Here is a 12,400-nt window from a genome sequence, read left to right as displayed (position 1 = left end):
CTCGAGGTATGGACGTTACTCGTTGTGCCGTTCCGGTCGCGACGCGCGCCCCGACTGGGGAGACCAACGCCTACCTTCTCGGAGAGGATCCGGCCGTACTCGTCGATCCCGCGGCGCGGAGCGACGACCTCGACGATCTCGTTTCCGACCGCGGCGTCGACCACGTTCTCGTCACGCACACGCATCCCGACCACGTCGGCGCCGTCGCCGCGTACGCCGACGAGACGGACGCGACCGTCTGGGCGCGATACGGACGTACGGACCGCTTTCGCGACGCGACCGGCTGCGAACCGGATCGGACGCTGGCACCCGGAACGACGATTCCACTCGGCGACGACCGCGTCCGGGTTCTCGACGCGCCCGGGCACGCGCCCGACCACGTCGCCCTCGAGGCCGGCCGCGGCGGTCCGATCTGCTGTGGCGACTGCGCCGTCCGCGAGGGCAGCGTCGTCGTGGGCGCGCCCGAGGGCGACATGCGCGCGTACGTGACGACGCTGCGACGACTGTGGGCGATGGACCCGCCGTCGCTCTACCCCGGCCACGGGCCCGCGATCGACGCCCCACGGGAGACGCTGGAACGACTCCTGACTCACCGACAGCGCCGGGAACGGACGGTGCTCGCAGCGGTCGAGGGCGGCGCCGACACGCTCGAGGAAATCCTCGAGGCGGCCTACGAGAAGGACCTCTCCGGGGTGCGCGATCTGGCCCGGACGACGGTCCGCGCCCACCTCGAGAAACTCGCCGTGGAGAGGCGCCTCGAGTGGGACGGCGAGCGCGCGGCGCCCGTGAGGGAGTGATCGCTCGGTCGGCGCCGAGCGACTGACTTTTCCGCACCGGCGACGACACTCGGGTGTGCAATCGCTCGAAGCCGAACTCGAGGAGGCCCGCGCGCTGGACATCGACGACCTCGCGGACGCCATCGAATCGATCGGCTTCGAGTGTACCCGCTGTGGCGCCTGCTGTAAGGGCGAAGACGAGGACGACCACACGGCGACCGTCTTTCCCGACGAGGTACGGGAACTCGAGGAGAGTGATGAATACGAGGGAGACTACGACTGGCGCGACGTCGCCCGGCCGATGCCGTACGGGCTCTCGGAGACCGAGGCCGGCGACCTCGAGGGCGAGACCTTCGAGTGGGCACTCCAGACCGACGACTGCGGCGACTGTACCTTCTACGAGGAGGACGAGTCGGGGACCGGGGCCTGTGTCGCCCACGACGACCGCCCGCTGATCTGTCGGACCTACCCCTTCAGCGTCGCGCTCGCGGGGACCAGTCAGCCGATGGGCGAAGCGGTCGACGAGGAGGGCGTCGTCCGCGCTCACGAGTGCGAGGGGCTGGGGCGGGACATCTCCCGCGCGGACGCCGAGGAGCTGGCCCGCGCGCTGAAGGAACGCGCCGTCCGGGAACTCGAGGAGGCCATCGCCGTCCGGGACGAGTACGCGCCCGCCGGTCCCGACCCCGGCGAAGTGGTCGTCCACGATTCGGAGGGTGCCAAACGGATCGACGGGACGCCCCTCGAGGAGTGAGCGCGGTCGCCGCGATCGCCCGCTCGTCGTCCGGCGCGAACCGATAGGAAATTGACCCGGTTGTTCGAAGGGACCGGCATGGACATCGATTGGGACGGGATCACTCACGTGACGAAAGTCGATCCGGCGAAGCCGCTTCCGTCGGATCTCGGCGCGCTCGAGGGGACCGACCTGGTGCTCGTCGGCGGTTCCGACGACGTCACCGAGACCAACACGCTCGAGGCGATCGCGGCGATCGACGACGCCGTTCCGTCGCTCCCCGTCTTCCAGGAACCGTACAGTTCGAGTCACGTCTCCAAATCGACGATCGAGGCGGCGGACTACCTGTCCGTGCCGGCGGTCTACAACGGCGATCGGGAGCACTTCGTGGGGAAACACGTCGACCTCTTCACCGAGGTCGGCCGCAAACCCGAGGCCGTCCTCGGCGCGAGCCTGCCGGTCGTCGGTGACCTCATTTCCTCGAAGGGGGCCGACGCCGTCGCGGACCTCGCCACGAACGTCATCGGGGAGGGGTACGTGATCCAGCACCTCGAGTCCACGGCGGCGGCGACCTCCGGCGTCGAGGCGACGTACTCGCCCGAGCAGGTCGCCGGCGCGGCGCTGGCGACGGAGACCTTCTACGGCTTTCCGATCTTCTACATCGAGTACTCGGGCACCTACGGCGGCCCCGCGGACGTCGAAGCCGCCGCGCGCTACCTCGAGGAGACGGCACTGTTCTACGGCGGCGGGATCGACAGCCGCGAGAAAGCGACCGAGATCCTCGAGGCTGGCGCGGATGCCATCGTCGTCGGCGACTGTTTCCACGACGATCCGGAGACGTTCCTCGAGACGATCCCGGAGTAGCAGTCGGTGCAGAATAGTCGTCCGCTGCGTACGCAAACCGAACGAGACTGAACGGAAACTGGAGGTTCTGTTGAAGTCCTCAGCTCTCATCAGGACTAGCGAAGCTGGTTGTTAGATCCAGAAGATGGATTGATCAACCGGGCGACCCGGTCGGTATCGAGCCGAGTCGTTACGACCCCGCCGTCGCGTTCGCCACCCAGTCCGGTTTCTCGACGTCAGTGCTCCCCACGTCGGACAGGGTGTACGCCCGCGAAAACCGCAGCCGAGAACGGTGTTCGGGAGGTTTCTCGAACGTGTACTCGTAGTGGCGGATGACGCCGTCTTCATCAAGCAGGAGCGTCGCGGAGAACTCCTCGAAGTTCGAACTCGCGTTCTCGCCCCCCGCCCACCGGTCGGGCAGTGCGTCGACGCCGGTGGCCTCGTACCGCATCACCGGAACGCCCTGGAACCACTCGACGCCCTCGCGCTCGTAGGTGGCGTCAATCGCAGCGAAATCGTACCCGAGGTCGCTGTCGTTGTTGAATACTCCGCGCCAGAGATAATACTCGCCCGACTCGTTGAACATTGACACGGGGGAGAGCTTTCTCACCTCCGTCCAGTCGTTCTCCCGCGACAGCACGTACTCCGTACTTCCGTTTGAGTAGGTGGAACCGTTCCCCGAAAAGTAGCCGGTGGTGTGTTCGAGGTACTGTGAGGCGTCAGGCTCGACGAGAGTCCGGCTCGTGTCGTTCATGTGACTGAAATCATCCTCTAGGACTGAAGGATTGCGGTCCGTCCGGTTTTGCTCGAACGTGAGCGTGAAACTCGTGTTCCCCATCTCGGTCGCGTGGGTGTCGAACACCGACTGATCGATCTCCGACGCGTTCGGGAACTCGTCGGGGGACACGTCTGGCGGCGGCTGGTTCTCCCCCGCGTTCGGAAGTCCAACACACCCCGAGAGGACCAGCAGGGCGACGACGGCGATCACTGAGAGTGGAGACGCACGCATAGGATACTGTTCAATCACACTACATTTAACTCTACGGGGAGATTCCAACGGTCAGATAGGATCGCTGCCACCGTAACTCGGTGTCGTGGCTCTCAGGAGAGCCACCCCCGACTGTCTGCAGAATATGCGCCTTAGATTCAGAACCGCTTTACCAACATCACTGATAGCTGATGGAAGTAGCAGCGTCGAATTTGCACACCGACCCAACGGCTGTTCCGGCTGCAAAAGCGTTGAACTAATAGGATTTCGACAGGGTCAAACTCGAGTATTCTGCTGTCGTGCCGGCAGGGAATTGCCGCACCCTCCCCAACCGATTTCTCCTCACGGGTGCGAAGCACCCGTTCGGATGGTTCGCGGGACCAGAAGTCCCGCGCTAACGCTCGCAGCGCTCGCTCATCCACAGGAAGACGCAAAGCGTCTTCCAAGCCGTCACTCGCTACGTCTGCTCACGGGCCATGTGCGGCGCGCAGCGCCGCGAATTCGAGGCGATGAAACCGCCTCTTACGGCCCGTTTGCATGGTATGCGAGACCCCGGTCTCGCACTATTCGCGACGGCCTCGCGCGCTGTCATCGGCCGTCCTCGCTTTCGGTCACGGGTCACTTCGTTCCCCGTTCGCATTCGAGGTGCTCCCTCCGGTTGCACCTCGCTTCGCTCGGCCGGACCGACAGCACGCGCCACCGCAGACGGACTACTTGCAATCGCGAGCGAGCGCCAGCATGCGGCGCGCTCGGTATTTTTTCATCGAAGTTTTTTCGCGGGGATTGAGGCTGGCGTCTTCGACGCCAGCCGATGTCCCCGCGAAAAAACTTCGTTGTTAGAACGTCTCTTCGATGATCTCGCCGACGGCGAAGTTGGACTTGACCTCCGAGACTTCGACCTTGACGCGTTCGCCGACGTCGGCACCGGGGACGATGATGACGTAGCCGCGTTCGACACGAGCGATCCCGTCGCCCTGTTTGCCGATGTCCTCGATTTCGACGTAGCGTGTTTCGCCGACGTCGACCGGTGGCTGCGGTTCCGACGGCGCCGTCTGTGGCTGTGCCGTCGTCTCCTCGGCGTCGTCCTCCTCGCGTGAAATGAGCGCGACGCGGTAGACTTCCTCCGGGTCGATGTCGCCGGTTTCGACTTCTTGACGCGGTACCTCGATTACGTATCGGTCCTCCTCTGCCGAGACGTCCGCACTGAACAGACACAGGAGTTTTTCAGATATTTCCACAGGTAGACCCTCAATTTCACCTCTGAAGCGCCTCCATAATAGAACTACCGACCGCGGGCCGTTATTTGCAGGGACAGCGGTGGAAAAACGTGGTCGAACACCCTTGATTCTTGAGCAGTCGTCAGTCGACGAGCCGTCACAACGGGGTGATTCGGAGCGCGGTCAGTCCGCGCCCTCGAGCGCTCGGGTCGTCGCGAACCCCTCGAGGTCGACCTCGCCTCCGAGATCGGCGTCGGTCACGGAGTCGTAGGGCCGGTTGACGACGATGTCGCCGGCGGTACTGTCGCCGATACCCGGGATCGCGGTGAGTTCGTCCATCGAGGCGCCGTTGATATCCAGCGGGTGGGGAACGCCGGTGACGGAGCGGTAACCGTGGTCGACGACCGCGACGTCGATGGTTCGCCCGAGTTCGCGCTCGCCGGGGATGCCGACCAGCAGCGGGTAGGTGCCCAGTTGGCGGCCGAAGGTCTTCCCGTCCTGGTGGTACTCGAGGTGGACGTCGGGCAGGACGGTCCCCCGCGGAGCGACCCGCTTGAGCATCGGATTGTCGATCTCCTCGCGAACCTGCGTCTTGTACCGCTTGAACAGCTGTTTGTGCTCGTTTGCGATCTCGGCGCCTGTATCGCTCATGTCGGTGCCGGCGAAGGACATCACCTGCCGGATGTTGATCCGCCGGAGCATGTAGCCCTCGTCGTAGACCCGTTGGAGGAACTCGCGGTTGCGCTCGTAGGTCTCCTCGCGCTCGCCCTTGAGCCCGTGCAGCAGGTTGATCCCGGGCAGGAGCTTGGGCAGCCGACGCGGGGCGTCGTCGCCGAAGGTGGGAGCGTCGGCGGGATCTTCGCCCGGACGCCAGCCGGCTTCCTCGTTGACGATCCGCACTGCCTCGAAGCACTCCTCCGCACTCACGTTCAAATTGTTCTCCTCCTGAACGACGGGGTCGGCCGACTCGAGGCCGAAGGCAGCGGTGTCGCCGGGCGTGTTGTGCTCGGCGATGATCCGGATCCCCTCCCGGCTCTGTTCGGGCCAGTTGACGATCGTGATCGGATTCATGTTGTCCAGATGCAGCGTCTCGAGGTCGGGCGCGACCTCGCGGATGCCGCTGTAGAGCTGTCTGAGGGCGTCCGGATTCGGCGCCTCGCCGTCGCCGCCGTAGGCGAGGATGTCGGCCTGGCGACCGATTCGGAAGTGTTTGACGCCGAAATCGGAGAGGGCGTCGACCTCGCCGACGACCGTCGGCGGCGGCCGGAAAGAGGGGTTGCCGTACAGCGGCTCCGTACAGAACGAACAGCGATAGGCACAGCCGCGGGAGGTCTCGAGTTCCGCGATGAGGTGATCCGGATGGTTGGGGTGTTGCTCGACGATAAAGGCGCCCTCTTGGGCCCACCGCGAGACCTCGTCGATATCGCGCATCCGGTTGTTGAATCCCTCGAGGCCGCTCTCGACGAGGTCGTGGACGGCGGCCTCGACGTCGCCCTTGGCGACGAAATCGAAGTCCAGGTCCTGGCGTTCGGTCTCCGTGGCGCCGGCGTTCTCGTCGCCGACGCCGAACTTGACGGGGCCGCCCATCAGGCTCGTTCCGTCGGCGGTCCAGGCGAGTTTGCGGACCTCGTCGGGCTCGGCGGGCGTGCCGCCGACGTACTTCCCGGGGACGGTCATCCCGCCCAGGTAGATCATGAGGTCGGCCTCGTCGACGTCCCGCCAGTAGTCGGGCTCGTCGCGGAGCCGATCGATCGTGTGGTACGTAATCTGTTCGCGGGGGACCCCCGCGTCGACGAGCGCTCCCGCCGCGTAGCGGGGGTACGTCGAGATGTACGGCGGCACCCCGAAGTGTGCGGGCTCGTCGACGTAGCCGTCGACGATCGTCACCGACAGCGTCTCGGGGTCGATCATACCGAGCGGTAGCGCCTCGATGGGTAAAACGGTGACTACACGGTCGTCACGGATCGATTCGGGCGTCGGATCCCGCCTCCCACCGGCGAAATACCGGCGCAGGGAACGTACTATCTTTCGTTTAACTCCGGGAAGCGACGTTGGATCAGCTATTTCACTTCGCGAAGTGGTAGTTATTGTCAATGGACGAAGAGCGTCTGCGGGACGTCCTCGAGGCGGTCGAAGCGATGGAGAGCGACGCCTCTCCGGACGTTCTCCTGGACGTGCTCTCGGATCGGTACGCGCGGTACGTACTGTACCACCTCTCGGACGAATCGACTGCGACCCTCGACGCGCTCGCGGATACGGCGACCGGACTGGCGGCGACCGAGTCGGGCGCTATCGCGACACCCGGAGACCGCGAAGAGATACGCGTTCGCCTGTATCACCTCGTACTTCCGAAACTCGACGCGGCCGGTTACCTCGAGTTCGACAGCGAGACGCGAACCGTCGAGCGAGGCGATATTCCCGCCGTCATCCGCGAATTACTGCGGAACGCGTGATACCATGAACGGCCTTCGCGATCAACTCGACGAGATCGAAGCGCGGGAGCAGATCCTCGAAGTGCACACGGACGTAGACCGGGTCGCGGCGGAGTTCGAGCGGCAGTTCTCGAGCCGAAACGTTCGCGTGGTCCGACGGTCGACTCCGGCGGTAGCCGATCGCGGCTTCGCGATCATCCGGGACGGGGATCGCGAGTTCCGCGGCGCCATCGGTATCGAACACTTCCGAACCCTGCTCTCCCCGGAGATCCACCCGCCGTGGGCGCTCGAGAACGCCGACGTCGACTACGCCGACCTCTTCGAGTTCCTCGACAACACGCTGTTCACCTCGTACAATCGACGTCAGATGCTGGCTGCGAGCCGCGAGATCGAAGAGCGCGCGTGGCGAACCGACGCCGGCGCGCTCTTCGTCGGCTTCCAGAACGCATCGGCCCTCGCCTCCCAACGCTCGATCTACGAACGACTGGGTCGGGAGCGGACGCTCGATATCACGATCTTCGTCGAGGACGAGTACGAGGAGCCGATCGCCGACGGGATCGACGTCGTATCGACCGCCAGCGGTGAGATCGGAGCGTTCTGGTTCGTGATCTTCGACGGCGGCGGAAGCGATCTGAACAAGTGCGGACTGCTCGCCGAAGAGCGCGATCCCGGTCAGTACTACGGGTTCTGGACGTACGACCCGGAGCGAATCGACGAGATCGTCGCGTATCTCGGGTCGTTGGGCGACCCGTAATCGGCGTTCGTCGCGAACCCGACGGCGTCCGTGCCGTAGTGCCGCAACCCCGACGTTGATGGTCGTCGTAACGCTAGTATCGGGTATGCCACCGACCGAGGAGATCGTCTGTACCGCGGAGGATTGCTTTCTCGACATTTTCGAGAACCACTACACGTACGACGTCCCCGACGACCTCGAGGTGACCGACCTCGCCTGTCCGGCCTGCGGGGGGACGGACTGCCTCGAGCGGGTCGAACTGTAGCGTGACGGGTGCCCGCCAGCAACGGTCGACCCCGTCGCCGTCTGACGTTTATTTTGAACCATCAAAAGAGATATGAATGCCGATCGTGTACCCGTTGGTGAGCCATGTCTTTGACGTACGTCCAGGTCCCCATCGCCGCGCCGAGCGCTCCCGGAGGTGAACCACCGTGGGTCTGAGTGACCTCCGGAAATCAGTCGGCAGCGTCCTCTACCGACAGGTCGGTCGCGCGAACGGACACGTCCAGAATCACCGCACGCTCCCCGTCGACGTGCTCGAAACCGAGACCGCCTACCGGGTCGTCTTCGACGCGCCGGGCGCCGAACCCGACGACGTCCAGGTTCGGTATCTCGGCGGAAATGTCAAGATCCAGATCGATCGCTTCCGCCAGTACCACGAGGGCTACGAGATGCGGTTCCCTGGTCGCGGAATGGAACTCAACGGCGAAGCGGAGCTACCCGACGACGCGGTCGTCGACGCCGACTCGGGGACGGCGACGCTGACCGAAGCCGGCACGCTGCGGATCGATATCCCGAAAGACGTCGCCGTCGACGGCGACGCGACCGACGCCACCGAACCGGGCGAACTCACCGCCGACGACTGACTTACGTCTCTGACTCGACTGCCATTCCGTCGACGATCTCGAACGACTCGTCGCCGTCGAACCGGGTCGGATCGAACGCGTCGATTCCTTCCCCGCCCACCACCTGTTCTGCGAGTCGCTGTCCGATCGCCGGCGCGCGCATGAAGCCGTGGCCCTGGAACCCCGTCGCGACGTAGATCCCGTCCTCGAGTTCGCCGACCAGCGGGTCGCGGTCGGGCGTCGCCGTACAGAGGCCGGCCCAGGTCCGCTCGAGGTCGAGGTCGGCGTCGGGAAGCCGGTGGCGAACGCGCTCGAGCAGGTCGTCGGCGAAGTCGGGATCCGCGTCGCGGTCGTAGTCGTCGGGGTCGCCCTCGACGTACTCCGTGCCGTCGCCCGCGAGGAGGCCGTCGGGATGGGGCCGCAGATAGAACGACTCGCTCGCGTCGTAACACATCGGTTCGTCGACGTCGGCGTCGGCGATCAGCGCCTGCACGCGGTAGGGTTTCATCGCGATCGAGAGCCCGGCGTCCGCGAGGAGGGACTTCGTGTGGGCTCCGGCGGCCACGACCACCGCGTCGACCTCGGGTTCGGTGCCGTCCTCGAGGACGACTCGCGCGGGGTCAATTTCGACGTCGACCGGCGTCCCGGGGGCGAGCGTCGCGCCCGCACCGTCGGCCGCGGCGGCCAGACAGGCGGTGTACTTCGCGGGGTCGGTATAGCCTGCCGCGCCGGCAATGCCCGCGACGGCGACGTCGTCGGTTCGCAGCGCGTCGAAGCGGTCCGCGAGCGCGTCGCCGTCGGCCTCGAGGGCAACGACGCCGTTTTCCTGCATCCGCTCGACCTGGTCGCGGATGGCGTCTGCGCGGTCCGTATCGCCCTCGCGGGCGAGCCAGACGTAGGGACACTCGGCAAAGGGGAAGGTTTCGTCGCCCGAGAGCGCCCGAAAGCGTTCGATCGCGTCGCTGGCGATCTCGGCGTCGAGGGGGTCCGCGAAGGCGTCGTAACAGATTCCCGCCGCCCGGCCGCTCGAGCCGCTCGCGATTCGGTCCTTCTCATAGAGGGTCACGTCGGCGCCCTCGCGGGCGAGGTCGTAGGCCGTCGTCGCGCCGACGGCGCCGCCGCCGACGACGGCGACCTCGAGGCCGGCGCCCTGTTGGGTGAAGGCGTCGGCGCCGACCGCGATCTCCGGATCGTCGTCGATGTCGGTCATGGCCGATCACGCGCCGGGAGCTCGCGGGCGCGGCGCTGTCCTCGAGCGTCGATCGCGTCACCGAAACTCGTCATGGCGGACACTGGGGCTGGCTGATACTTACCCTGTGTGATCGACGGTCGCCAACGGAAGTCGGTTTCTGGCCCTCGGGACGCCGTTTCGGAATCGGGTACGCGAGGACCGGCAGTTAGTCGAGGAATAGCTCGAGGCCCCGCGCGGGGTAGCCGACGATCGTCGTCGCGCCGGCCTCGTGCAGGGCGTCGATCCGGGCGCGCACCTCGTCGGGAGCGCCGACGAGCGCGTAGTCGGTGGCCGCCTCGAGCAACACGTCTCGAGCGCGGCTGGTCGCGGTCGCGTCGGTCGGGGCGTCCTCGGGGAGGGCTCGCGTGACCGGGCGGCGGCGGGCGACGTAGGCGCCGACGGCGTTGAGCACGGCGTCGTCGTCCTCGGTGAGCACCGTCGGGGCGTAGACGGAGATCTCGCCGTCGAAGCCGGCCGCCCGTAACGCCTGCAGGTCGCGCTCGGTCGTCCGCGAGAGCAGTTCGTACTGGGTCGCGCCGGTCGCCATCGCGATCCGTTCGACGCTCTCGGTGCCGACCCAGGCGTCGGGATCGGTCTCGAGGGCGGCGCCGAGTCGCGGCGCGACGGCCCGCTCGCGTTCCTCGGCGGTGAGGTAGGCGGGGTGGCCCGCGACGAGGACTCGCCCGACGGCGTCGGGGAGTTCGGCGGTCAGCGAGTCGTCGCCCAGCGGATCGAAGCCGTCGGCGCGGACGGGCGTCGTCACCAGGACGTCGGTCTCCTCCGAGAGGGAAGCGAGCGTCTCTGGGGCGGGCAGGTGCTCGCGGCCCTCGTAGTCGATCGCGATCGTCTCGACCGGGAGCGACGCGCCGTCCGAGACGTCACACTCCGCGGGTTTCAGCGCGATCGCGTCCAGTCCGGCACGGGTGACGGTGCTCGTGGTCAACATAGGTGCTCACTTCGCGCGACGCGGCGGTCCCGACGGGCCCGAAACCTCGAGCAACGACGGTCGGGACGTCGAACTGTCGACGCGGATATAGACGTGCTGTGCGGCCGGCGCGCAAAAAGCTGGCGTTCCGGACCGGCGCCGGCAGCGACCGGCTTCGATCGCCGAACGACGCGGTTTCCGCTATCTCGAGTCCACAATCTACTCATAGGAGGGCGCCCTGCCATCGACCGTGATCGCGGCCACATGAGTTCGGTCAAGGGGGATTTCGGACGTGGCCTCATCGTCGTCGGCCCCGTCCTCGTGACGCTGTACCTCGCTTACTACCTCTACTCGTTCATCGCGGGCGTGACGCCGGGACTCCTGCTCAACGCGGAGACCCTCGAGGCGATCGTGCCCGGACTCGGCGAGTACGCGCGCGCCCGGCTCGCCGGCTTCCTCCGGGTCGCAACGTTCGTCGGGTTCCTCGCCCTCGCGATGTACGTCATCGGGCAGATGACGGACACCACGACCGGCGGCATCTTGGAGGGGGTCGTCGACTACGTCGCGAATCGGGTGCCGGTCATCCGCGTCGTCTACAACGCCTCGAAGACCGCCACCGAGACGACGTTCGGCGCGGGCGAGACCCTCCAGACGCCGGTCAGGGTCGAGACCTGGGACGGCGTCTGGATGACCGCGTTCAAGACCGGCCAGCGGACGCCCGACGGCCGCGCGACCCTCTTTCTCCCGACGTCGCCGAACATCTCGTCGGGCTACGTCCTCGAGGTCTCGCCCGACGATTTCACTGAACTCGACGAGACGCTCGAGGAAGCGCTCACGCGGGTGGTCAGCGGCGGCTTCGGCGACGCGGATACCGCCGAGGACCTCGAGGACACGTCGCTGACCGTCGTCGGGCAACTCGAGTCCGACGGGACGCGCGAGGGCGATCAGTAAGAGCGTCTCTCACTGCGAGCGTTCGACCCGCTCGGGCGGTTCGAAGTCGGTCGTCAACTCGAGCAGCTGGACGAGGATGCGCCCGGTCGCCCCCCAGACGGTGTAGCCGTCGACGTGGAAGTAGTGGATGACGATGTCGCCGTAGTAGGGGTGGTCGCGCCGTTCGTACTCGTAGTTGTCCGGATCGAGCAGGCCGGACAGCGGGAGGACGACGATCTCGGCGACCTCGTGGCCGTCGCCGACGTACTCGCGGTCGGGGACGCGACCGACGAACGGCGTGACGGCGTACTCCGTAATCGTTCGGATATCGTCGAGTCGGCCGACGATCTCGACCTCGTCGGATCGGAGCCCGATCTCCTCGTTGGCCTCGCGGAGCGCGGTGTCGAGAATGGAGTCGTCGAACGGTTCGGCGCCGCCGCCGGGAAAGCTCATCTGGCCGGGGTGCTCGCCGAGGTGGTCGGCCCGCCGCGTGAAGAGCAGGTGGTCCTCGCCGCCGCGCTCGATGATCGGCGCGAGGACGGCCGCGTCGCGTTCCTGGTCGTCGATCTCGAGGGGCGCGTGGTCGGCGACCGGCTCGAGGTTCATCGTCGGCTGTGACATACGGGGGTACGCTCACCTTCGTTCCGCGACCCCGCGGCGGCGGTCGATCGGACACGGAGCCGCGAGGTCGCTGTCGATGTCGGACCATCGGTCCCGATCGGAATCTCCGTTTCGGTTCGCGGTCCGTCG

Annotated in this window: 14 protein-coding genes; 8 read left to right on the top strand and 6 right to left on the bottom strand. The window is 66.4% G+C overall.

Annotated elements, in window-relative coordinates; genetic code table 11:
- The first annotated feature begins 8 nt into the window (after positions 1–8).
- From HTUR_RS06390 to HTUR_RS06380, 3 genes are all read left to right on the top strand, one after another.
- Positions 9–797 carry an MBL fold metallo-hydrolase gene (locus HTUR_RS06390; protein ID WP_012942499.1) on the top strand — a complete coding sequence of 263 codons (789 nt, stop codon included), beginning with the start codon at positions 9–11 and terminating at the stop codon, positions 795–797.
- Between the two features lie 55 nt (positions 798–852).
- Positions 853–1,527: a YkgJ family cysteine cluster protein gene (locus HTUR_RS06385; RefSeq protein ID WP_012942498.1), complete on the top strand. Its 675-nt coding sequence runs from the start codon at positions 853–855 to the stop codon at positions 1,525–1,527.
- Positions 1,528–1,605: 78 nt separating this feature from the next.
- Positions 1,606–2,370: a heptaprenylglyceryl phosphate synthase gene (locus tag HTUR_RS06380; RefSeq protein ID WP_012942497.1), complete on the top strand. Its 765-nt coding sequence runs from the start codon at positions 1,606–1,608 to the stop codon at positions 2,368–2,370.
- Positions 2,371–2,539: 169 nt separating this feature from the next.
- On the opposite strand, the gene HTUR_RS06375 is transcribed toward HTUR_RS06380, so the two are convergent.
- The 3 genes from HTUR_RS06375 to HTUR_RS06365 form a co-directional block, all read right to left on the bottom strand.
- Positions 2,540–3,358: a DUF7537 family lipoprotein gene (locus HTUR_RS06375; protein WP_012942496.1), complete on the bottom strand. Its 819-nt coding sequence runs from the start codon at positions 3,356–3,358 to the stop codon at positions 2,540–2,542.
- Positions 3,359–4,173: 815 nt separating this feature from the next.
- Positions 4,174–4,575: a TRAM domain-containing protein gene (locus tag HTUR_RS06370; RefSeq protein WP_012942494.1), complete on the bottom strand. Its 402-nt coding sequence runs from the start codon at positions 4,573–4,575 to the stop codon at positions 4,174–4,176.
- A gap of 162 nt (positions 4,576–4,737) precedes the next feature.
- On the bottom strand, positions 4,738–6,465 hold the full coding sequence (locus tag HTUR_RS06365) for a radical SAM protein (RefSeq protein ID WP_012942493.1): 1,728 nt from the start codon (positions 6,463–6,465) through the stop codon (positions 4,738–4,740).
- Positions 6,466–6,647: 182 nt separating this feature from the next.
- On the opposite strand from HTUR_RS06365, the gene HTUR_RS06360 reads away from it, so the two are divergent.
- From HTUR_RS06360 to HTUR_RS06350, 4 genes are all read left to right on the top strand, one after another.
- Positions 6,648–7,007, top strand: coding sequence for a DUF7344 domain-containing protein (locus tag HTUR_RS06360; protein WP_012942492.1), 360 nt, complete (start codon positions 6,648–6,650; stop codon positions 7,005–7,007).
- Between the two features lie 4 nt (positions 7,008–7,011).
- Positions 7,012–7,740: a DICT sensory domain-containing protein gene (locus tag HTUR_RS06355; protein ID WP_012942491.1), complete on the top strand. Its 729-nt coding sequence runs from the start codon at positions 7,012–7,014 to the stop codon at positions 7,738–7,740.
- 85 nt (positions 7,741–7,825) lie between these two features.
- A complete protein-coding gene (locus tag HTUR_RS27290; RefSeq protein ID WP_012942490.1) occupies positions 7,826–7,984 on the top strand; it encodes a DUF7559 family protein in 159 nt (52 codons plus the stop codon).
- A 166-nt stretch (positions 7,985–8,150) separates the two neighbouring features.
- A complete protein-coding gene (locus tag HTUR_RS06350; RefSeq protein ID WP_012942489.1) occupies positions 8,151–8,585 on the top strand; it encodes an Hsp20/alpha crystallin family protein in 435 nt (144 codons plus the stop codon).
- A 1-nt stretch (position 8,586) separates the two neighbouring features.
- On the opposite strand, the gene HTUR_RS06345 is transcribed toward HTUR_RS06350, so the two are convergent.
- Positions 8,587–9,774 carry an NAD(P)/FAD-dependent oxidoreductase gene (locus HTUR_RS06345; RefSeq protein ID WP_012942488.1) on the bottom strand — a complete coding sequence of 396 codons (1,188 nt, stop codon included), beginning with the start codon at positions 9,772–9,774 and terminating at the stop codon, positions 8,587–8,589.
- 187 nt (positions 9,775–9,961) lie between these two features.
- A complete protein-coding gene (locus HTUR_RS06340; protein WP_012942487.1) occupies positions 9,962–10,741 on the bottom strand; it encodes a DUF7388 family protein in 780 nt (259 codons plus the stop codon).
- A 243-nt stretch (positions 10,742–10,984) separates the two neighbouring features.
- On the opposite strand from HTUR_RS06340, the gene HTUR_RS06335 reads away from it, so the two are divergent.
- Positions 10,985–11,671, top strand: coding sequence for a DUF502 domain-containing protein (locus tag HTUR_RS06335; protein WP_012942486.1), 687 nt, complete (start codon positions 10,985–10,987; stop codon positions 11,669–11,671).
- A 9-nt stretch (positions 11,672–11,680) separates the two neighbouring features.
- On the opposite strand, the gene HTUR_RS06330 is transcribed toward HTUR_RS06335, so the two are convergent.
- Complete coding sequence (locus tag HTUR_RS06330; protein ID WP_012942485.1) at positions 11,681–12,271, bottom strand: NUDIX hydrolase; 591 nt, start codon at positions 12,269–12,271, stop codon at positions 11,681–11,683.
- Between the last annotated feature and the right edge of the window lie 129 nt (positions 12,272–12,400).

Origin of the sequence: Haloterrigena turkmenica DSM 5511 (assembly GCF_000025325.1) — an archaeon.
Lineage (GTDB): Archaea > Halobacteriota > Halobacteria > Halobacteriales > Natrialbaceae > Haloterrigena > Haloterrigena turkmenica.
Note: the sequence above shows the minus strand (reverse complement) of the source record. Positions and strands in the feature narration are given on the sequence as shown.

Bases quoted from the DNA above. Each gene is read 5' to 3' on its own strand.
- HTUR_RS06330 (WP_012942485.1), bottom strand. From the start codon at position 12,271: ATGTCACAGCCGACGATGAACCTCGAGCCGGTCGCCGACCACGCGCCC.
- HTUR_RS06380 (WP_012942497.1), top strand. From the start codon at position 1,606: ATGGACATCGATTGGGACGGGATCACTCACGTGACGAAAGTCGATCCG.
- HTUR_RS06340 (WP_012942487.1), bottom strand. From the start codon at position 10,741: ATGTTGACCACGAGCACCGTCACCCGTGCCGGACTGGACGCGATCGCG.
- HTUR_RS06345 (WP_012942488.1), bottom strand. From the start codon at position 9,774: ATGACCGACATCGACGACGATCCGGAGATCGCGGTCGGCGCCGACGCC.
- HTUR_RS06335 (WP_012942486.1), top strand. From the start codon at position 10,985: ATGAGTTCGGTCAAGGGGGATTTCGGACGTGGCCTCATCGTCGTCGGC.
- HTUR_RS06390 (WP_012942499.1), top strand. From the start codon at position 9: ATGGACGTTACTCGTTGTGCCGTTCCGGTCGCGACGCGCGCCCCGACT.
- HTUR_RS06375 (WP_012942496.1), bottom strand. From the start codon at position 3,358: ATGCGTGCGTCTCCACTCTCAGTGATCGCCGTCGTCGCCCTGCTGGTC.
- HTUR_RS06360 (WP_012942492.1), top strand. From the start codon at position 6,648: ATGGACGAAGAGCGTCTGCGGGACGTCCTCGAGGCGGTCGAAGCGATG.
- HTUR_RS06365 (WP_012942493.1), bottom strand. From the start codon at position 6,465: ATGATCGACCCCGAGACGCTGTCGGTGACGATCGTCGACGGCTACGTC.
- HTUR_RS06355 (WP_012942491.1), top strand. From the start codon at position 7,012: ATGAACGGCCTTCGCGATCAACTCGACGAGATCGAAGCGCGGGAGCAG.
- HTUR_RS27290 (WP_012942490.1), top strand. From the start codon at position 7,826: ATGCCACCGACCGAGGAGATCGTCTGTACCGCGGAGGATTGCTTTCTC.